At 63.6% G+C, this 20,081-nt stretch carries 18 protein-coding genes and 1 riboswitch; of the genes, 9 read left to right on the top strand and 9 right to left on the bottom strand.

From position 1 onward, the window contains the following. Positions 1 to 58: 58 nt before the first annotated feature. From BBJ66_RS25490 to BBJ66_RS25480, 3 genes are all read right to left on the bottom strand, one after another. Positions 59 to 1,237 carry an acetate/propionate family kinase gene (locus BBJ66_RS25490; RefSeq protein ID WP_049735698.1) on the bottom strand — a complete coding sequence of 393 codons (1,179 nt, stop codon included), beginning with the start codon at positions 1,235 to 1,237 and terminating at the stop codon, positions 59 to 61. A gap of 236 nt (positions 1,238 to 1,473) precedes the next feature. Beyond that, a complete protein-coding gene (locus BBJ66_RS25485; RefSeq protein WP_071090706.1) occupies positions 1,474 to 3,045 on the bottom strand; it encodes a putative bifunctional diguanylate cyclase/phosphodiesterase in 1,572 nt (523 codons plus the stop codon). A gap of 511 nt (positions 3,046 to 3,556) precedes the next feature. Continuing rightward, positions 3,557 to 4,111 (bottom strand): histidine phosphatase family protein, encoded by a 555-nt coding sequence (locus tag BBJ66_RS25480; protein WP_049735716.1) that lies wholly within the window; start codon positions 4,109 to 4,111, stop codon positions 3,557 to 3,559. A 77-nt stretch (positions 4,112 to 4,188) separates the two neighbouring features. After that, positions 4,189 to 4,331, top strand: a riboswitch (adenosylcobalamin (AdoCbl) riboswitch). A 13-nt stretch (positions 4,332 to 4,344) separates the two neighbouring features. Between BBJ66_RS25480 and BBJ66_RS25475 the strand changes: the two genes are divergently transcribed. From BBJ66_RS25475 to BBJ66_RS25465, 3 genes are read left to right on the top strand one after another with little or no spacing between them, the layout of a single operon-like run. Beyond that, positions 4,345 to 4,554 carry a CbtB domain-containing protein gene (locus tag BBJ66_RS25475; protein ID WP_049735696.1) on the top strand — a complete coding sequence of 70 codons (210 nt, stop codon included), beginning with the start codon at positions 4,345 to 4,347 and terminating at the stop codon, positions 4,552 to 4,554. A 13-nt stretch (positions 4,555 to 4,567) separates the two neighbouring features. Next, a complete protein-coding gene (locus BBJ66_RS25470) occupies positions 4,568 to 5,314 on the top strand; it encodes a CbtA family protein (RefSeq protein WP_071090703.1) in 747 nt (248 codons plus the stop codon). A 50-nt stretch (positions 5,315 to 5,364) separates the two neighbouring features. Next, positions 5,365 to 5,997, top strand: a complete 633-nt coding sequence (locus BBJ66_RS25465; protein WP_049735694.1) for a hypothetical protein — start codon at positions 5,365 to 5,367, stop codon at positions 5,995 to 5,997. Here the strand turns inward: BBJ66_RS25465 and BBJ66_RS25460 are convergent. Further along, entirely contained in the window at positions 5,982 to 6,644 is a 663-nt protein-coding gene (locus BBJ66_RS25460; protein WP_049735693.1) for a sulfite oxidase-like oxidoreductase, read from the bottom strand. The two genes, BBJ66_RS25465 and BBJ66_RS25460, sit on opposite strands and share 16 nt — an antisense overlap. Positions 6,645 to 6,828: 184 nt before the next feature. On the opposite strand from BBJ66_RS25460, the gene BBJ66_RS25455 reads away from it, so the two are divergent. The 6 genes from BBJ66_RS25455 (at position 6,829) to BBJ66_RS25430 (ending at position 14,620) form a co-directional block, all read left to right on the top strand. Beyond that, on the top strand, positions 6,829 to 8,625 hold the full coding sequence (locus BBJ66_RS25455; protein WP_338012727.1) for a sensor histidine kinase: 1,797 nt from the start codon (positions 6,829 to 6,831) through the stop codon (positions 8,623 to 8,625). Further along, on the top strand, positions 8,622 to 9,956 hold the full coding sequence (locus BBJ66_RS25450) for a sigma-54-dependent transcriptional regulator (protein ID WP_071090700.1): 1,335 nt from the start codon (positions 8,622 to 8,624) through the stop codon (positions 9,954 to 9,956). The genes BBJ66_RS25455 and BBJ66_RS25450 overlap by 4 nt, the downstream gene beginning before the upstream one ends. Before the next feature lie 215 nt (positions 9,957 to 10,171). Then, complete coding sequence (locus BBJ66_RS25445) at positions 10,172 to 11,155, top strand: tripartite tricarboxylate transporter substrate-binding protein (RefSeq protein ID WP_049735691.1); 984 nt, start codon at positions 10,172 to 10,174, stop codon at positions 11,153 to 11,155. A 212-nt stretch (positions 11,156 to 11,367) separates the two neighbouring features. Continuing rightward, on the top strand, positions 11,368 to 11,829 hold the full coding sequence (locus tag BBJ66_RS25440) for a tripartite tricarboxylate transporter TctB family protein (protein ID WP_049735690.1): 462 nt from the start codon (positions 11,368 to 11,370) through the stop codon (positions 11,827 to 11,829). Between the two features lie 9 nt (positions 11,830 to 11,838). Continuing rightward, the gene (locus tag BBJ66_RS25435) at positions 11,839 to 13,344 is read left to right on the top strand and encodes a tripartite tricarboxylate transporter permease (RefSeq protein WP_071090697.1); all 1,506 of its coding nucleotides are present in this window, start codon (positions 11,839 to 11,841) and stop codon (positions 13,342 to 13,344) included. Between the two features lie 106 nt (positions 13,345 to 13,450). Next, entirely contained in the window at positions 13,451 to 14,620 is a 1,170-nt protein-coding gene (locus tag BBJ66_RS25430; RefSeq protein ID WP_071090693.1) for a M20 aminoacylase family protein, read from the top strand. 66 nt (positions 14,621 to 14,686) lie between these two features. Here BBJ66_RS25430 and BBJ66_RS25425 read toward each other — a convergent pair whose 3' ends face one another. From BBJ66_RS25425 to BBJ66_RS25405, 5 genes are read right to left on the bottom strand one after another with little or no spacing between them, the layout of a single operon-like run. Continuing rightward, the gene (locus tag BBJ66_RS25425) at positions 14,687 to 16,474 is read right to left on the bottom strand and encodes an adenine deaminase (protein ID WP_071090691.1); all 1,788 of its coding nucleotides are present in this window, start codon (positions 16,472 to 16,474) and stop codon (positions 14,687 to 14,689) included. Continuing rightward, on the bottom strand, positions 16,471 to 17,391 hold the full coding sequence (locus tag BBJ66_RS25420) for a nucleoside hydrolase (RefSeq protein ID WP_071090687.1): 921 nt from the start codon (positions 17,389 to 17,391) through the stop codon (positions 16,471 to 16,473). Before BBJ66_RS25420 ends, BBJ66_RS25425 begins: the two co-directional genes overlap by 4 nt. Before the next feature lie 4 nt (positions 17,392 to 17,395). Continuing rightward, positions 17,396 to 18,421 (bottom strand): ABC transporter ATP-binding protein, encoded by a 1,026-nt coding sequence (locus tag BBJ66_RS25415; protein WP_071090684.1) that lies wholly within the window; start codon positions 18,419 to 18,421, stop codon positions 17,396 to 17,398. Further along, positions 18,414 to 19,193 (bottom strand): ABC transporter permease, encoded by a 780-nt coding sequence (locus tag BBJ66_RS25410; protein WP_071090681.1) that lies wholly within the window; start codon positions 19,191 to 19,193, stop codon positions 18,414 to 18,416. The genes BBJ66_RS25415 and BBJ66_RS25410 overlap by 8 nt, the downstream gene beginning before the upstream one ends. After that, positions 19,190 to 20,017 (bottom strand): ABC transporter permease, encoded by an 828-nt coding sequence (locus BBJ66_RS25405; protein WP_071091199.1) that lies wholly within the window; start codon positions 20,015 to 20,017, stop codon positions 19,190 to 19,192. The genes BBJ66_RS25410 and BBJ66_RS25405 overlap by 4 nt, the downstream gene beginning before the upstream one ends. Positions 20,018 to 20,081: the final 64 nt, after the last annotated feature.

Here is a 20,081-nt window from a genome sequence, read left to right as displayed (position 1 = left end):
CGAAAACCTGTTCAACGTCAATTCTACCGGCCGGCGCGGGGCCTGCCGTTGATCTGGATCAGCCAGTGCCGAGTATGGACAGCGCCTCATCGGCGATGACCTGCTCCTCGTCGGTGGCGATGACATGGGCAGCGATACGGCTTTCCCGCGTGCTGATCGTGAACGCATTGGCGAAATTGGCCTTTTCGTCGATCGCAAGGCCGAGCCAGGAGAGCCGCTTCGCCACGCCGGCGCGAATCTCCGGCTGATGCTCGCCGATGCCGGCGGTGAAGACGACGGCGTCAAGGCCGCCGAGCGTTGCCGCCATGCGGCCGGTTTCGCCGGCGATACGCAGCATGAAGAGGTCGATCGCCTGGCGCGCCTCCGGCCGGCCATCCCTCAACAGATCGCGGGTATCGGCGCTGATGCCGGAAACGCCGAGCAGGCCGGAGCGGTGATAGAGCAGGTCTTCGATTTCTTCGAAGGATTGGTTCCGCTGACCGGCCAGATGCAGAATGACGCCGAGATCGAGTGCGCCCGGGCGCGTCGCCATCGGGATGCCATCGAGCGTCGAAAAGCCCATGCTGCAATCGCGGCTGACGCCATGATCCAGCGCGCAGAGGCTGGCGCCGCTGCCGAGATGGGCGACCACCGCCTTTGCCGCATCCGGCGCCTTGCGGGTTAATTCGCCGGCGATGAATTTATAGGACAGGCCATGGAAACCATAACGCTTGATGCCCTCGTCGTGCAGCGCACGGGGGATGGCGAAGCGGCGAACGAGATCGTCCTGCGTGGCATGGAAGGCCGTGTCGAAGGAGGCCGTCTGGGCAAGATGCGGCTTCAGATGCCTGAGCGCACGGATGAAGCGCAGCGCCTGCGGTTGATGCAGGGGTGCCAGCGGCGTCAGTGCATCGACGGCATCGATTGCGGCGTCGTCGAGGGCGATCGCCCTGGTGAAACGGTCGCCGCCATGGACGACGCGGTGGCCGGCGGCGCGGGTGGCGGCCATGTCGAAATGATCGCCGAGACGCGCGAAGGTCTCATCGATGATGTCGTGCAGGTCTTCCGTCACCTCGGCCTTCAACGGCATGTCGAATGTCAGCGATCCCTTGATCAGGCCGAGCGAGAGCGGTTCGGCACGGAAATCGATAACACCTTTGCCGAGGCGCCGCGCCCTATCGCCATCCATCGCGAAGATACCGATCTTGATCGTGGAGGAGCCGGCGTTGAAGGTCAGGAGCAGATCGGTCGATGACATGTCTTCAGAGACTCCGCACAGTCGGTATTTTGGCCGAACTTAGTGCGGGGGCTGCGGACGGAAAGGCGTTTATCCGCCGTTCACGTGCTTTGCCGATGCGCAGCCTATCGTCATCTTCGGCTGGGATCGAGTACAGCTTTCATCGATGTCCCGGGGCTGGGAGGTGCAATTGGCGCTGGCGGCTTCGATTGCATTCCTGCTCTTCATCATCGACGCCGGCTTTTTAAGCTGTATCGTCAGGCCGTTGAGGCCAGGCTGGCATTGCGATCGCTGATGAAGATGCCCGCCTCGGCGGCGGGCATCGCCTTGCCGAAAAGATAGCCCTGGCCGATGTCGCAGCCGAGCTGCAGCAGGAAGGCGAGCTGGCCGTGCTCCTCGACGCCCTCCGCGGTCGTCTTGATGTTGAGGCTCCTGCCGAGTCCGAGCATGGCGCGGATGATCTTTTCCTGGCGTTCGTCGCCGCGATAGGTGGCGACGAAGCTTTTGTCGATCTTGATCTTGTCGAAACGATAGCGGGCGAGCTGTGCCAGGCTCGAATAACCCGTGCCGAAATCGTCAAGCGCGATCTGGATGCCGGCCGCGTGGAGTTCATCAAGGATGACGGCGGCGACGGCGGGATCCTGGATCAGCGCGTTTTCGGTGATCTCCACCTCCAGGCGCTGCGGCGGCAGCCGGCTTGCCGAAAGGACCTTGAGAATGCGCGACGTCAGCAGCCTGTCTTCCATCTGCACCGGCGAGACGTTGAAGGACAGCATTACATGCTCAGGCCAGGTGAGTGCGTCGCTGCAGGCCTGGGCGAGAAGATCCTCGAACAAGGCGGTGATCATCCCGTTTTCCTCGGCGATATCGATGAAAACAGGCGGCGGAATATTGACACCGTCTTCGCCGATCCAGCGCGCCAAGGCCTCGAAGCCGCAGAGCTGACCGGTCTTCAGGTCGATCAGCGGCTGATAGAAGGGTTTGATCGCCTTGTTGGCGATTGCGGCGCGCAGCCTGGTTTCTAGCGCAGCGCGTTCCGTGACTTTGTCCTGCATGGCCGGTTCGAAAGCGAAATAATGGTTGGGGCCGCGTGATTTTGCCTCGTACATGGCGAGGTCGGCACGATGCGCGGCATCTTCCAGCGGTTCGGCTCCTTCGGTCCAGCGGTCGTAGCCGACGCTGGCGCCGACTTCGACGGCAAAACCGTCGATATGGATCGGCCGGGTGACAGCCTGGATTAGCAGTCTGGCAAAACGCTCCTCGCGCGGTGCCGTCAGGGCAAAGGCGACGATGATGAATTCGTCGCCGCCGAAGCGGTAAACGCAATCGGCGTTGCCGAGCGCGCAGATTCGCCTGGCAACCTCGATCAGCAGAATGTCGCCGCCCTTGTGGCCGACGAGATCGTTGACTTTCTTGAAGCCGTCGAGATCGACGGAGAAGAGCGTGACGTTGCGATCCCATTCCTCGATTTGGTCCTCGTCGTCCTTGATCGGCCATGAGAGGATCTTGCGTTCGAAGGCGTAGCGGTTCGGCAGCTTGGTTAGATGGTCGTGGGTGGCCGTCCAATCGGCCTTCGCCTGGGCGGCGGCGCGCAGTTCCGTTTCCTTGCGCAGGTCGGCGATGCGCAGCACCGAATAGATGAAGCTCATGGCGCCGGCGATGCCGAGCGCCAGAACGAGTTTGTCGGCGCCATATTCGCCGAAACCGGTCATGAAATAGACAAGGCTGTCGTCGAGCTGCAACAGCGCGCCGAGGAGCCAGAGAGTTATCCCAAGCCCGACGATCGACACGCATTGCCTTCCGGCCCTGCTCTGGAAAAACACCGGCATGTGGCCTTCTCCATCTCCACCCTATGCCGAACTATCACGAAAGTCTGAAATGTTCGTTGAAACCAGAAGGCGAATTATTGGAGGCCGCAGCCTGTTGCTGCACCGTCGAGAGACGGACGCGCTTCTCGTGAAGCGGGGACGGGAAAGCACGAAGGCGAGCGTGCTGTCGCATGCTCGCCCTTTCTCGTGCTTCAGGCGGTGACGATCAGCAGCGGGACGCTGACGACGAGACCGATCAGAAGTGTGATTGTGGCGAAACGCATCAGGCGCAGGCGCCGCGTACGCTCGCCACTCCAATCATATGTCATGTCTTCCATCTCCTTGGGACAAGGAAGTAGTCCCGGTGAAGCCGGGTTCAACAGAGATGACGCAATTTGCTTGTGTAAAGCTGGATAAGATGAGGGATCGCTAATGCGCGTCGCATTAAACGGGATTCATGCGACGCGCCTTAGGTTTTTGTTTTATGCATGTCGTTATCCCGGAACCGCGGCACACTTCCGGGCGACATGCATTAATGCTGAAAACGCAGCGACCAGCGCCGTCCGTTGCTGGTCATGCGAACGATACCAAGCGGCTCGATGTCGACGAGCCAGAAAGAGGATGGCGGCGCCCGAAGCACATGGGCAACCGCTGCCCGGATGACGGCGGCGTGGCTGATGGCGATCACATGGCCGCCGAGGGCGGATTCATTGTCCATCCAGCCGGCGACGCGTATGCCAAGATCAACAAGGCTCTCGCCCCCGTGCGGGACCGCTTCCGGATCGCTCATCCAGGCCATGAGGTCCTCCGGCTCCTCGGCCTCTATCGCCGCGATCGACTTGCCGGCCCAGCGGCCATGATCGCAGTCGCCAAGGACAGGGTCCGTCCGGGCTTGAAGGCCGAGCGCGTCGGCAGTCTGGCGGGCGCGCAAAGCCGGGCTGGTGACAATACGATCGGCACGGGGCAGGGCGGCCATCCTGGCCGCGTCTTCTGCGGCCTTGTCTTCCAGCGGTTCGTCGAGCGGGAACAGGGCCTTGCGGCTCGCCGCCGTCGCGCCGTGGCAGATCCAGGTAAGGCGCGTATTCACGGTCGTTCCGATCTCCGGATAGCGGTGGGAACAGCCCGTCGCCGCTTCATGAAGTTTCGTTGACAGGCTCTTCGGCCTGCAGATATAACCGTGCTGTTGCGGGTTTGGAAGCCGGTGTAAATCCGGCACGGTCGCGCCGCTGTGACCAGCGTGTCGAAGGTTCTTCGCGCTGGAAGTCAGACCCTGCCGCATAAGCACTCTTTCGACTGAACGCGTCATTCCCGGAGGAATACATGTCTGACACCACTTTTGCGCCTGTTGCGGCACCGGCGCCGATCCCCGTAGCAGAGATCCTGCCATGGGCGATCTTCGGCGGCCTGCTGATGCTCATCGCCATCTATTTCGTCGGCACCGAGGAAGGCGCGATGGCGCTGTTCAACGGCATGTACGTGCATGAATTCGTGCATGACGCCCGCCACCTCCTCGGCTTCCCCTGCCACTAGGGGAGTTCCCGACATGGTTGGAAACCTCCTGCTACGCGGCATGCTCGCGGGCCTGATTGCTGGCTTCCTCGTCTTCGCCTTCGCCCATACTTTCGGCGAGCCGCTGGTCGATTCGGCGATCGCCTTCGAGGAGGCGAGCGCCCAGGCGACCGGCGAAGCCGCCGAACCTGAAATCGTCAGCCGCGCCATGCAGGCCGGTCCGGGCCTTTTCACCGGCGTCATGGCCCATAGCATTGCCGTCGGCGGGCTTTTCGCGCTCGCCTTCGCTTTCGTGCACGGCCGCGTCGGCAGCCTTTCGGCGCGCGGCACCTCGGCGGTCATCGCCATTTTCGCCTTCGTGGCGATCGTTCTCGTTCCCGCTATCAAATATCCGGCCAACCCGCCGGCGGTCGGCAATGCCGATACAATCGGCGTCAGGACCGAGCTGTTCTTCCTGATGATCGTCGTCTCCCTCGCCGCCCTGATCGCCGCGGTGGCGCTGTCGCGCCGTCTTTCCGAGCGTTTCGGCCTCTGGAACGGCGCCATCATCGCCGGCATCGCCTATCTCGTCTTTATCGGCCTCGTGCTTTATCTGCTGCCGCCGATCAACGAAGTGCCGGAGAACTTCTCGGCGATGGTGCTTTGGCGTTTCCGCACGACAACGCTCGCCATGCATGCGATCCTCTGGGCAACGCTCGGTCTTGGCTTCGGAGCGCTGGCGGAAAAGCGGCTTGCCGTGAAGGGCGGGCAACCGGTCCGGCAGGTAAAGGCCTTCCACTGAACACATCGAGGGGCGCCGTTTTGCCGGCGCCTTTAGATTTTCGGGCAACGATGAAAAGCTGCAGCACCATATCGCTCCTGTCGACGGCCTTTGCCGCCGCCGCTTTCTTTTGCATGCCTGTTGAAAACGCCCTTGCTCATAGCCGCAGCGGCGGCGCCAGCCATGCCGGTCTCGAGATCCCAGAAATTTCGCATGGCGAGATGGCGGTGATTTCGGACTATCGCGGCCGAATTATCGGTCTGGCGTCCCGTGCAGTCGATACGAACGAGCCATTCCGGCGCGTTCTGAACTACGCCGAAATCCAGTATTCCTATTGTCTCTGGGGACGGATGCCGGGCAGCGTGAGCGACGAGCAGAGCCCGTTCAACGAATGCGCCCATGCCTATCTTGCGGCGACCAAGGCGGTATTGCTTTCGATGCGTGAGATGCCGCGGGAGGCCGTTGCGGCTGGTGAAATCATTTCCGCGGTCGATGACGACATGGTGCGGCGCAGCCTGGCGCTCATCACCTGCCGGTTCAGCGGCGAGGCCTTCAACACCGCCGATGTCGTCAAGCCACGCTGGAGTAAAGTGCCGTTTCATGCCGCCAGCATGGCGTCGCTGACGGGGTTCGCCGCTCTGTTCGCCCTTGTGGTGTTTGCGCTGGGTCGCTTTCTGCGGCCGAAGGCTCAATCGTCGGAATAGCGCTGCTCGCGCCACGGATCGCCATACATATGGTAGCCGTTCTTTTCCCAGAAGCCGGCCTCGTCACCCGACATCAGTTCGATGCGGCGCAGCCATTTGGCGCTTTTCCAGAAATAAAGATGCGGCACGACGAGGCGCATCGGGCCGCCGTGATCCGGCGTCAGCGGCAGGCCTTCCCATGATGTCACAAGGATCGCGTCCTCGGCGGCGAAATCGGCAAGTGGAAGGTTGGTCGTATAGCCGTCATAACTCGTCAGCATGATATAACCGGCGTCCGGCTTCGGCATGGCGAGATCGAGCAGATCGCGCGTGGAAACACCCCGCCATTTGTTATCGTAGCGCGACCAGGTGGTCACGCAGTGGATATCGCTGACCTTGGTACTCTGCTCGATCGCCTGGAAGTCGGCCCAGTTGAGTGTGAGCGTCGTTTCGACGAGGCCGCGCACTTCAAGACGCCAGCTATCGGTGGAGATGACGGGCTGCTGGCCGAGATCGAGCACCGGCCAGTTTTTGACGAGATGCTGGCCGGGCGGCAGGCGCTCGGCTTCGGGGCGGCTGATGCGGCCGGTCAGAAACTTGCCCTCTGCCGCCCAGCGACGCTTGGAGCTGGTGAGCTTGCTGTCGGCGGGCGTCTTGTCGTTGCTCATGATGGGGTTCCCTACGATACCGCAATAGGGCATTCGCGTCTCCGGGTGTCAAGTTTCGGCGGGCCCTTGGAAATCCGTGTCGGCGTCATTAAACTTGAGCCGTCGGGTATGCCTCGCTGGGGAGTGGAGGCGGAAAGGGGAGGAGCCGGATCTGTCGAGATATCGTGCGATAGCGGCGTTCCTGGTGGTGCCGTTGATCATCTTCGCCTTCTTCACCTATGGAAGCGCGATTGCGACACGCGCCTATATGGGAGAGGCCTCGGCGCAGGCGGGGACAGCGCTGCGCCTTGCCGTCTCGGCGCTCAGCGGTCACCTCAACCGCTACGAGGCGCTGCCGGCGCTGATCGCCGATCATGACGACATCAAGGAACTGGTGAGCGCCCCTGAAAATGCGGCACTGCGCGATGCGGCCAATCTCTATCTCAAGCAGATTAACGGGCTGCTGAAATCCTCCGACATTTATGTGGTCAAGCCGGATGGAGAGACGATCGCGGCCAGCAATTACGACGGACCTGGAAGCTTCGTCGGGCAGAATTTCAGCTACCGGCCCTATTTCCAAGACGCGATCGAAGGCCGGCAGGCGCGGTTCTATGCGCTAGGCACCACCTCGCTGAAGCGCGGCTATTATTTCGCCGCGCCGATCCGGACCGGCACGGATATTCGCGGCGTCATCGTCTTCAAGGTCGATATCGACATGATCGAATCCTCCTGGGGCGGCGGCGAATACAAGATTTTCGTCTCCGATCCTGAGGGCATCATCTTCATGTCCGGCAGCCCGGAATGGCTCTACGGCGCGATCCTGCCGCTGACGGCCGATCGCATCGCACGCACGGAAGCCTCGCGGCGTTATGCCAATGCCAGACTGACGGCGCTGCCGGTCACACGCCAGCGCTTCGAGCCGCACGAGTTGATGACGCTCGCCGGCGAGCGCGGATCGAGCGAATATCTGGTTCTCTCGCACTACATGCCGGCCGAGGACTGGACGGTGAACGTGCTGATGGAAACGAGTTCCATCCGCGCCCAGGCGCGCACGGCGCTTGCGGCTGTCTTTCTTATCCTTTGCATTGCCGGGCTTGCGGTCGCGGTTCTGCGCCAGCGGCGGGCGCGGCTTGCCGAACGCATGCAACTGCAGACGGAGGCTCGCAACGAACTGGAGCAGCGCGTCGAGGAGCGCACGGCCGATCTTGCCCGCGTCAACAGCCGCATCGAGGAGGAGATATCGGAACGGCGTCTGACCGAGCAACAGCTCCGTCAGACACAGGCCGATCTTATCCAGGCCGGGAAGCTCGCCGGCCTCGGGCAGATGTCGGCTGCGCTTTCGCACGAGTTCAACCAGCCGCTCGCCGCCGCCAAGACCTATACGGACAGCGCCTCCGTTCTCATCGATCGCGGCCGGACCGAGGAGGCGCGGGACAATATAAGGCGTATCGGCGGGCTGATCGACCGCATGGCCGCGATCAGCCGGCATCTGCGCAACTTCGCCCGCAAACCGAACGAGAAACTCGGCTCGGTGTCTCTCGACGAGGCGATGCATGACACGCTCGAGATCATCGCCTGGCGGCTGAAGGCGGCCGATGCCGAGCTCCGGCTTGATCTGGGCACCCGGCCGCCGGTGGTGCGTGCCGGTTCGGTGCGCCTGCAGCAGGTGCTGGTGAATGTGATTTCCAACGCGGCCGATGCCGCGGAAGGGCTTGATGACAGACGTATCGAGGTTTCGGCCTTCGAGGAGGCCGGCAAGGTGGTGCTGACGGTGCGGGACCATGGGCCAGGCGTGCCTGCGGCGATCGCCGAGCGTATCTTCGATCCCTTCTTCACGACGAAGGGCGTCGGCAAGGGGCTCGGTCTCGGACTGTCGATCTCCTACAATATCATCAAGGATTTCGGCGGCAGCCTTTCCGCGGTCAATCATCCGGAAGGGGGCGCGGTGTTCCGTATCGAACTGCAATCGGCGGCAGGGCTGATGCCGGAGGCCGCGGAATGAACGATGCGAAGATTCTGCTGGTCGACGACGAGGAGGAGTTGCGCCGCTCGACGGCGCAGGCGCTGGAGCTTTCCGGCTTCAGCGTCGAGACTTTTTCGAACGGCGATCATGTGCTGGAATTGATCGGCTACAGTTTTCCCGGTGTCGTCGTCAGCGATATCCGCATGCCCGGCATGGACGGAATGACGCTGATGCAGAAAATCCGCGAACTCGACCCTGAAGTGCCGGTCATTCTCGTCACCGGCCACGGCGACGTTCAGCTTGCGGTGAAGGCGATGCGCGAAGGCGCTTATGATTTCATCGAGAAGCCGTTCACGCCGGAGATGCTTGCCGGCGTCATTCGCCGGGCGATGGAGCGGCGCGGCCTCGTGCTCGAAAACCGGCTGCTGAAGGCGGTCGCCGGCAAGCGCGACGATATCGAGGCGCGGCTGCCGGGACGCACGCAGGTGATGGTGGATCTGCGCTACCGCATCCGGGCGATCGGGGCGAGCGATGCCGATACGCTGATTGTCGGGGAAACCGGCGCCGGCAAGGAGGTGGTGGCCCGCGCGCTGCACGATATCAGCGCCCGGGCGAGCCGGCCGTTCATTGCGATCAATTGCGCGGCGCTGCCGGCCAACCTGATCGAAAGCGAGCTCTTCGGCCATGAGGTGGGCGCCTTTCCCGGCGCGGTGAGACCGCGCTACGGAAAGTTCGAGCATGGGCGCGGCGGCACCATCCTGCTCGACGAAATCGGCTCCATGCCCTTCGACCTGCAGGCGAAGTTCCTGCGGGTGCTGCAGGAGCGGATGATTTCCCGGTTGGGATCGAATGAGACGGTGGCGCTTGACGTGCGCTTTATCGCTACGAGCAAGGTGGACCTGGAGGCGGAGGTGGCGGCGGGACGCTTCCGCGCCGACCTGTTCTACCGGCTGAACGTTGCGACGCTGCATGTGCCGTCGCTGTCGCAGCGCCGGGCGGATGTTCCGCTGCTTTTTCTGCAGTTGGTGCGGGAAGCGGCCGCCCGCTATGGCCGCGATGAGGTGACCGTGCCGCCCGACGTGATCTCCGATGTCGCCCAGCGTGACTGGCCGGGCAATGTGCGTGAATTGAGGAATGCCGCCGACCGTCTGGTTCTCGGACTCGACGATGGCGGCCCACAGGCCGGGGAGGCAACCGGGCTTGCGGAGCGCGTCGCCGAATTCGAACGGGGCGTCATTGCCAGTGCGCTGGTGGCGCATGGCGGCAGCCTCAAGCCGGTCTATGAGACACTCGGCATCTCCCGGAAGACCCTCTACGAAAAGATGCAGAAATACGGCCTCGACAAGCGGATGCTGACCACCGAAGGCTAATTCTCGGCGCCGCCCCATGTTCGCGGTGGGTGGAAATCCACCCATCGCACAAGCCGTTTGTTTCCAAATCGACCCATGCTGCATCGCACTGTCGCAAAATCGTGTCTCGAAAGTGGCTGTAATGATTGCGGGCCGGTTTTTCCCGGCGGCAAATAGGTCATGCCCGGCGCGGAGGATGTGTCGGCGGGCTTGCTTGTTTCATCAGGGAGGAAACGATGAAAATTCTGAAGGCCATGCTCGGCCTGACCGCGGCTGCCGCAGTCTCTCTTCTCGCCGGCGTCGCTTCGGCGCAGACCTATCCCGAACGCACCATCACCATGGTCGTGCCCTTTGCGGCCGGCGGCCCGACAGACACAGTCGCGCGCCTCGTCGCCGAATCCATGTCGAAGGATCTCGGTCAGCAGATCGTCGTCGAAAATGTCGGCGGCGCCGGCGGTACGCTCGGCGCCGGCCGCGTGGCGAGCGCCGATCCCGACGGTTACACGATCCTGCTGCACCATATCGGCATGGCGACCAGCGCCACGCTCTACCGCAAGCTCGCCTATGACACGCTCGGCGCCTTCGATTATGTCGGCCTCGTCACCGAGGTGCCGATGACGATCGTCGCACGCAAGGACATGGAGCCGGCCGACCTCAAGGGGCTGATCGACTATATCAAGGCCAACAAGGACAAGGTGACGGTCGCCAATGCCGGCATCGGTGCGGCTTCGCATCTCTGCGGCATGATGTTCATGAGCGCCATCCAGACGCCGCTGACCACCGTTCCCTACAAGGGCACCGGCCCTGCCATGACCGACCTGCTCGGCGGCCAGGTCGACGTCATGTGCGACCAAACGACCAACACGACCAAGCAGATCCAGGGTGGCACGATCAAGGCCTATGCGGTGACTTCGCCGAAGCGCCTCGACGTGATGAAGGACATTCCGACGGCAGTCGAAGCCGGCCTGCCGGGCTTCGAAGTCGGGATCTGGCACGGCATCTACACGCCGAAGGGCACGCCGGCCGCGATCAACGAACGCCTGTCGAAGTCGCTGCAGGTCGCACTGAAGGACCCGAATGTCGGCGCCCGCTTCGCCGAACTCGGCACAGCGCCTTCCTCCGACGCCGATGCGACGCCGGCTGCGCTGAAGGCCAAGCTCGAAGGCGAGATCGCCCGCTGGAAGCCGGTGATCGAGGCTGCCGGCGAATATGCCGACTGAGACTTGTCCTCGTCCAGGACATGCCGGATGAGCCCCTCACCCTAACCCGCGCGCGGGGAGAGGGACTTGCCCCGCGCAACAGCGGCATGGATGAGAGGCCAGCGGCATATCCCCTTCTCCCCGCTTGCGGGGAGAAGGTGCCGGCAGGCGGATGAGGGGCAATCGCCGCAGCAACGGCATCACGTGAACCATCTCCAACTCCAGGAGACACCATGAAATCCATCAGTTTCGATACCACCAATGCGATCTGCGGCGGGCTTTTCGTCGCGACCGGCGCTTTCTTCGCCATCCAGTCGCTGGGGCTCGACCTCGGCACGGCGGTGCGCATGGGGCCGGGTTATTTTCCGCTGGTGCTGGCCGGCGTGCTCGTGCTGCTCGGCGCGATCATCTTCATCCAGGCGCTGCGCGTCGAGGGGGAGCCGATCGGTCTCTTCGCCTGGCGCGGCATGTTCTTCATCCTGCCGGCGCCCGTCTTCTTCGGGCTGACGGTACGCGGCCTCGGATTTGCGCCGGCGCTGTTCTTCACCGCGTTCATCGCCTGCTTCGCATCGCAAAAGATGAACGTGTTCTTCGCGATCATTCTTTCGCTGCTGCTGACAGTCTTTTCGGTGGCGGTCTTCAGCTATGGGCTCGGCCTGCCGTTCGAGCGCTTCGGCCCCTGGGTCCGGTTCTAGGAGTCGATGATGGATCTTTTCAGCAATCTCGCGCTCGGTTTTGCGACGGCCGGCACACCGGAAAACCTGCTCTTCTGCCTGATCGGCGTGCTGCTCGGCACGCTGATCGGCGTGCTGCCCGGCATCGGCGCCACGGCGACGATCGCCATGCTTTTGCCGATCACCTTCCAGCTCGAACCGGTCTCTTCGCTGATCATGCTGGCCGGCATCTATTACGGCGCGCAATACGGTGGTTCGACGACGGCGATCCTCATCAACATGCCGGGCGAATCCTCCTCCGCCGTCACCGCAATCGACGGTTACCAGATGGCGCGCAAGGGCAGGGCGGGGGCAGCGCTTGCGATCGCCGCCCTCGGTTCGTTCTTCGCCGGAACGGTTTCGACCTTCCTCGTTGCGATTTTCGCGCCGCCGCTCACCGCCATCGCGCTGCAATTCGGCTCGGCGGAATATTTCTCGCTGATGATCGTCGGCCTCGTCTCGTCGATCGCTTTGGCGCACGGCTCCGTCGTCAAGGCCTTAGCGATGGTGGCGCTCGGGCTGCTGCTCGGTCTGGTCGGAACCGATATCTACACCGGCACGCCGCGCTTCACACTCGGCATTCGGGAATATGCCGATGGGCTGAATTTCGTGGCGCTCGCCGTCGGTGTCTTCGGCGTGGCGGAGATCCTGCGCAACCTCGAGGGCGAGTCGACCCGCACGGTGCTGATGGCCAAGGTCTCCGGCCTCTTGCCCTCGCGCCAGGAATTCAAGGAGATGATCGCGCCGATCTTTCGCGGCACGGCGATCGGTTCGGCGCTCGGCATTCTGCCCGGCGGCGGCGCGATCCTCGCTTCCTTCGCCTCCTATACGGTGGAGAAGCGCATGTCGAAGACGCCGGAGGAATTCGGCAAGGGTGCCGTCGCCGGTGTGGCGGGCCCGGAATCGGCCAACAATGCCGGGGCGCAGACCTCGTTCATTCCGCTGCTGACGCTCGGCATTCCGGCCAATCCCGTCATGGCGCTGATGATCGGCGCGATGATCATCCAGGGGATCGTGCCGGGACCGAATGTCGCCACCGAGCAGCCGGCGCTGTTCTGGGGCATCATCGCCTCGATGTGGATCGGCAACCTGATGCTCGTCATCCTCAACCTGCCGCTGATCGGGCTCTGGGTGAAGCTCTTGACGGTGCCCTATTACGTGCTCTTCCCGGTCATCATGGCCTTCTGCTCGATCGGGGTCTACAGCGTCAACGCCAACGTCTACGACCTCTATGCCGTCGCCTTCTTCGGGTTCATCGGCTACGTGCTGGCAAAGCTTCGCTGCGAGCCGGCGCCCCTTCTGCTCGGCTTCGTGCTCGGGCCGCTGCTCGAGGAGAACCTGCGGCGGGCGATGATCCTGTCGCGCGGGGATCCGACGACCTTCGTCACACGCCCGATCAGCGCCACGCTTCTGGCGATCGCGCTTGCCGTGCTCATTGTCGTCTTCCTGCCGAGCGTGAAGAAGAAGCGCGAAGAGGTGTTCGTCGAGGAGGCTTGATGGTTGAACTTGCGACCTGTTTGATGAACAAAGGATGATCTGACGCGGGCGCCGGTTGGCGCCCGTTTCGCTTGACAGGATATCCAGGCCCCAGGAGCATTGTCCGATGAGCATCCCCGCCCGGATCAAGGACGATCTGCCGTTTCTCACATCCTTGCGCCGCGATCTGCATGCCCATCCCGAACTTGGTTTCGAGGAAGAGCGCACTGCCGGCATCGTCGCGAGATTTCTCGAGGAGGCCGGCATCACGGTGCACCGCGGCCTCGGCGGCACCGGCGTGGTCGGCACGCTGCAGCTCGGCAATGGCACCCGCCGGATCGGTCTCAGGGCAGATATGGATGCGCTCGCCATGCCTGAAATGGCGGAGCGCCCCTATAAATCGACTGTGCCGGGAAAGATGCATGCCTGCGGCCATGACGGCCATACGGCGATGCTGCTGGGTGCCGCGCGGCATCTGGCGGCGACGCGCGGTTTCTCCGGCACGGTGCATTTCGTCTTCCAGCCGGCTGAAGAGGGCCGCGGCGGCGCGAAGCGCATGGTGGAGGAGGGCCTCTTCCAACTCTTCCCCTGCGATGCCGTTTATGGCCTGCACAATATGCCGGGGCTTGCGGTCGACGAGATTGCCGTGGTCGAAGGGCCGCAGCTTGCTTCCTCCGACAGCTGGCGCATCACTTTTCGCGGCATCGGCACCCATGGCGCAAAACCGCATCTTGGCCGCGATCCGATCACGGCCGCCGGCACCTTCCTGTCGTCGCTGCAGACGATCGTCGGACGGGTGGTCGATCCGCTGCAACCGGCCGTCGTCAGTGCCTGTTTCCTGCAGGCGGGTGATTCCAAGGCCTTGAACGTCATTCCCGATATAGTGGAGATCGGCGGGACGGCGCGGGCCTATTCGCCCGATGTGCGCGATCAGCTGGAGAGCGAGATCGGTCGGTTGGCCAGCGGAACGGCTGCCATGTACGGCATATCCGTCGACTACCATTTCGAACGGCGGATTCCGCCTGTCGTCAATGATGCGGACGCTACCGCCCGGGCGCTCGTCGCCGCCGACGTGGTTTTCGGTGGGAAGGTGCGGACGAGTTTTCCGCCGTCGACAGCAGGAGATGACTTCGCCTTCTTCGCGCAGAATGCCCCGGGCTGTTATGTCTGGCTCGGCAACGGGCCGGCAGTGGATGGGGCACTGCATCACAATACGGCTTATGATTTCAACGACGAGGCGCTTGGATATGGTGCGGCTTATTGGGTGGCGTTGGTGGAGCGGGAGTTGAAGGTTTAGCTAGAGCCTTTGGCCCGCAGGGCGGATGAGGGGGCTGCACGGCAAGTACGGTCTGTGCGTCCAAACTTACAAAACCTCCAGCACCGGGCTTTCCAGCACCTTTCCCGTCACTACATCGGCAATCCCCCGGTCCGTCTGGTGCGGGCCGGCATTGCAGGCAAGCGTTGCGCCGAAGCAGGCCTTGAAGACGCGATAAGGCGGTTTCCAGTCGACGATTTTTTCCATGGCTTTGCGGATGCCGGCGAAAGCCGAAGCGGTTTCCTTCAGCGATGCGCCGGTCACCAGGCCGGAGAGCGGCAGCGGCAAGATCGCCTCGATCTTTCCGTCCTTGGCGACCGCCATGCCGCCGCCGGCTGTTATGACGGCGTTGGCGGCGAGCGCCATGTCACGCGCATTGCCGCCGAAGACGGTGAGGTTGTGGCTGTCATGCGAGACGGTGGTGCAGAAGGCGCCGCGCCATTCACTCCAGCCGGTGAGGAAGCCGATGCGCGGGGTCCCGTCGGCCTTGCCGTGGCGATGGGCGACGGCGATCATGGCGCTGCCGGCCGGCGGCACGACGAAGCCGTCCCTAACCTCCGTCTCCGCCTCGCCCCATTGCGTGAAGCGCGGGCGGTCGATGGTGGCGACGCGAACGCGCTCGCCTCTCGACGGGATGCGGAAATCATCCTCGGCGAATTGCGGGAGCTTCACCGAATTTTCAAGCGGCGCAGTATCGAGCTGCTTAATGTCACCCTGCATGCCGCCGTTGCGGGCGGCGATGCGTCCGCCCGATATGACCAGCCGCGCCCGGAATTGCTCAAGGTCCTCGAAGAGCACGATGTCGGCGCGGCGGCCAGCGGCGATAAGACCGAGATCGGAGCGCTTCAGCCGCGCAGCGGCGTTGAAGGTCGCGGCCCGGAGCGCCCATTCCGGCTTCATGCCGTAGCGCACCAGCCGGCGGATGACATCGTCGAGGCCGCCGGTTTGATAGAGTTCATCGGGAAAGACGTCGTCGGTGCAGAGCGTCACGGTTGGAGGCAGGTGGCCGAGACCGTTCAGCACCTCAACGAATTCCTGCAGCAGATGGTCGTGCGAGCCGCGCAGCTCGATCGTCAGGCCGGCGGCAAGCTTGGCGGCGAGGTCGGTGCCGGAGGTGAGTTCGTGGTCGGAGGTGACGCCCGCCGCCATGAAGGCGTTGAGATCGGCGCCTTCAAGGCCGCGGGCATGACCGCAGACGAGCTTACCGGAGGCAAGGCCGGCATTGACGATAGCGCTCATGCGCGGATCGCCGTCGATGACGCCGCGCATGTTCATGACTTCGGCGACGCCGCCGACGGCGGAGGAACGCAGCATTTCGGCAATGACGGCGGCATCGAAATCGGCGCCGGCAAATTCCAGCCCCGGCGCCGACGGCACGCAGGAGGGGGCGAGCAGGATCATGCGCAGCGGCGGTGAGCGTGCCGCCTCTACAGCCCAGCGCACGCCGTCGAGGCCATGCACATTGCCGAATTCATGCGGATCCCAGACGATGGTGGTGACGCCGCGCGGCAGCACGGCACGCGCATATTCCGCTGGTGTCACCATCGAACTTTCGACATGCATGTGCGTGTCGATCAGGCCGGGTGTTGCGATGCTGCCCGCCGCATCGATGATCTCGGCCGCATCGCTCCGGCTTGCCGGGGCATGGACGCTTGCGATCAGCGCGCCGACGAGGCCGATATCGGCCTCCCGGATCAGGCCCGTTACCGCATCGAGCAGCCGGCCGCCGGTAATCAGCATGTCGAAGGGGGCATCGCCGCGCGCGGCAGCGACGGCTCGCGCACGCAGGGCGGGATCGTTGAGATCGGCGGGTTCCTGGCGAGGGGTGGTGTTCATTTGCGGGCCTCGTTGACCAGGGCGGCGAGAATGATCGCACGCGCGCTATCGGCATCGATGTCGGCGGCGAATTCTGCGTTGAAGGTCGCATGCGTAGCGCGGGTCTCGACGACGGTGCGGCCACGGGTCAAGGTTCCCTGCAGCTCGACGTCGATGCGCGCGGGGCGGAAGCTGACGATGTCAGGAGCGATGAAGGCGACGGCGGCACAGGGGTCGTAGATCGCCATGCCGGGGCGGCCGCGGCTGGCGCCGATACTTACATAACCCGACAACATATCGGCGATCAGCTCGGCATTGGCGCCGCCTGCCTCGCGCACCGGCTCGGCATCCTCCGGCCTTGCCAGCACCTTGCGGCAGAGATCGAGATCGACCATGCGCAGCGGCAGGCCATGGGCGATGACGATCGACAGAGCTTCGGGATCGGCGAGCGCATTGAACTCGGCGGAGGCCGTATGGTTGCCCGATGTGACGCCGCCGCCCATCCAGACGAGGTCGCTGATGCGGGCGGTTAGATCGGGGCGGGCGAGCGCCACGGCGGCGATATTGGTAAGCGGCCCGAGCGCCAGGATGCGATGCTGGCCTTCGCCTTCCAGCCAGCGGCAAAGTGCTGCGAAGGCATCGCTTACGGCAAGGGCTGAGGCCTCCGGCAGGCTCCTGCCGATGGTCGGAATGCCGGTTGCGCCGAGGATCGCCTGGGCGGTTTCGAGCTTGCCGAGAACCGGCATGGCGCGGCCGGTGTGGATGGGGAACTTCCAGCCGAAGGCGCTGGCGGCGCCGGCGGCATTTTTTCTCACCTGCGGTAGCGGCGCATTGCCGAAGACCAGCGATACGCCGGCGATGTCGAATTCCGACTGTGCCACCACCAGAATGGCGGCGATGTCGTCGAAGCCCATATCGGTATCGATCCAGACGCCCATGATTTTACCCGAACCGTTTGAGGTTGGCCGCGCCGGCAACCGGCAGATCGAAGGCCAGCGCGCAGCCGATCTCGTGCGGCGGCAGGTTTGCGTCGATCTCGGCCTTGATGGGCCCAAGCGGCGTATCGAGGAGATATTCGCGAGTGTTGCCAGCAAAGGAGGTGCCGCGCACTGTTCCCTGGAAGGAACCTGAGCCGAGGACCACCGTGCGCGGACGCCAGGCCAGGCCCGCTGCAGCTTGTGGCGGCGGAGCGGAAAGTGCTACCGGGCCGTTCGGCGTCGCAAGCTTTCCGTCTTTGAGCGCGAAGACGTTCTCGAAGCCGACGAAATCTGCAACGAAGGCGGAGGCGGGATTGTTGTAGATTTCCTCCGGTGTGCCGATCTGTTCGATGCCGCCGTTCAGCATGACGACGATGCGATCGGCGAGCGCCAAAGCCTCTACCTGATCGTGGGTCACGAAGATCATGGTGACGCCGGTCTCTTTCTGCACCCGCTGCAATTCGGCGCGCATTTCGAGGCGAAGCCGGGCGTCGAGATTGGAGAGCGGCTCGTCGAGCAGCAGCACCTTCGGCTCCATCACCATCGAGCGGGCAAGGGCCACGCGCTGCTGCTGGCCGCCGGAGAGTTCGGCCGGCTTGCGGCCGGCGAAGGCCGAGAGGCCGACCGATTTGAGGCCGGCGCCGACGCGGGCGTCGAGATCGGCGCCCGAGATGCGCTTGAGGCGCAGACCGAAGGCGACGTTCTCATAGACCGTCAGATGCGGGAAGAGGGCGTAGGATTGGAAGACGAGGCCGACGGCGCGCTTGTTGGCGGAGACGCGGGTGATATCGGCGCCATCGAGGCTGATGCGGCCGGAGGCGGGCGTCAGCAGGCCGGCGATGGCGCGCATCGTCGTCGTCTTGCCGCAGCCGGAGGGGCCGAGCAGCGCCACCAGTTCGCCTTTGCCGATCGTAAGGTCGAGATTTCCGACCGCGACCGTATCGCCATAGGCAAGCGTCAGCTTGTCGAGTTGAAGATAGGCATCAGACATAACGCGAGAATCCCAGGAAACGTTCGGCGAGGAAGACGATGCCGATCGAGAGAAAGGCGAGAAGGGCGGAGAGCGCCGCAATGGACGGGTCGTAGGTGGTTTCCATGTAGCCCAGCATGTCGATCGGCAGCGTCCGCACACCGGGACCGGAAAGGAAGAGGGAGACGGGCACCTGATTGAAGCTGGTGACGAAGCCGAGGATGAAGGCTGCGAGAATGCCGCCGCGAATATTCGGCATTACTACACGGAAGAAGGCGCCGAGCCTGGAGGAGCCGAGCAGGACGGCGGCCTCCTCGATATCCGAGCGCAGATTGTCGAGGCTCGCCGAGACGACGCGCACGGCATAGGGCAGCACGAGGGCGGTGTGGGCAAAGAAGAGCGCGAGCGTGATGTTGAAGCCGAAGGGCACGACGAGATAACGCAAGAGCGCCAGGCCGACTATGATGCCGGGCACGATGATCGGCAGCGAGACGATGGTGCGGACGGTTTCTGCCGCGGGCAACCGGTAGCGCGACAGGGCATAGGCGGCCGGGATACCGAGGACGAGGGCTGCGAGCGTTCCAAAGACCGCAAGGAACATCGACATGGCGAAACTGTCGCGGAAACTCTCGACGGTAAACACCTTCATCACCCAGCGCAGCGACAGTCCCTGCGGCGGGAAGGCCAGCGTATCGCCTGCCGACAGCGAAGCGGCGATAATGATCAGGAAGGGACCGATCAGAAAGACCAGCAGCAGGAAAAGCACGATGGGCGAAAACAGGCGCAGGGTCATCGGCGGCTCCTCGCCGTCGCAAGCCGTTTCAACAGGATATTGGCGGCAAAGCTCATGATGATCAGAATGAAGGCGATGACGCTTGCCGAGACGAAATCATTGGCGACGGAGACCTGCTGATACAGCAGCGTTTCCAGCATCAGCACCTTCGAGCCGCCAAGCACGGCAGGGGTGATATAGGCGGTCAGCGATCCGGTGAAGACAAGCGTGCCGCCGACGACGAGGCCTTCCCTGGTCAGCGGCACGATGACCTTCCAGAAGACCTGGAACCAGTTGGCGCCAAGCACGCGGGCAGCGGGAATCGCATCCTTCGGCATGTTTTCGAGCGCACTGATCAAGGAAAGGATCATCAGCGGCAGAAAGAGCTGCAGGAGACCGATGAAGACGGCGGTCTCGGTGAACAGCAGCCGCAGCGGCTCGGCGCTGAGGCCGAGGCCCGTTATCGCCTGGTTGACGATGCCGGTGCGGCCGAGAATGACGATCCAGGCATAGGTGCGCGCCACCGGCGAGATCATCAGCGGCAGGGTGACGAGGCCGATGATGCGCCCCTTGCCCTTCGCCGGCAGGTTGACGATGGCGAAGGCCGCGGCATAACCGATAACCGCCGAGACGGCGGTGACTTCGAGGCCGAGCCGGAAGCTGCGTAGGAAAACGGTGCGGTTCAGCGTCTCGGAAAAGAAACCGGCATAGGCCGACAGTGTCCAGCCGCCGCCGGCACGGAAGCCCTCCGACAGTAGGATCGCGACGGGCAGCAGGAAGACCACGGTCGCGAAGACCGCTGCCGGCAAGGCCAGCGCCAGGGCTTCTGCGCGGTTCTGGAACATGAGGCGCCTTTCGAGCGGACAGAGGATGGTCCCGGCAGAGCTGCCGCGACCGGTTCTCATTCAG

Origin of the sequence: Rhizobium sp. RSm-3, assembly GCF_001854685.1 — a bacterium.
GTDB lineage: Bacteria > Pseudomonadota > Alphaproteobacteria > Rhizobiales > Rhizobiaceae > Rhizobium > Rhizobium ecuadorense.
Note: the sequence above shows the minus strand (reverse complement) of the source record. Positions and strands in the feature narration are given on the sequence as shown.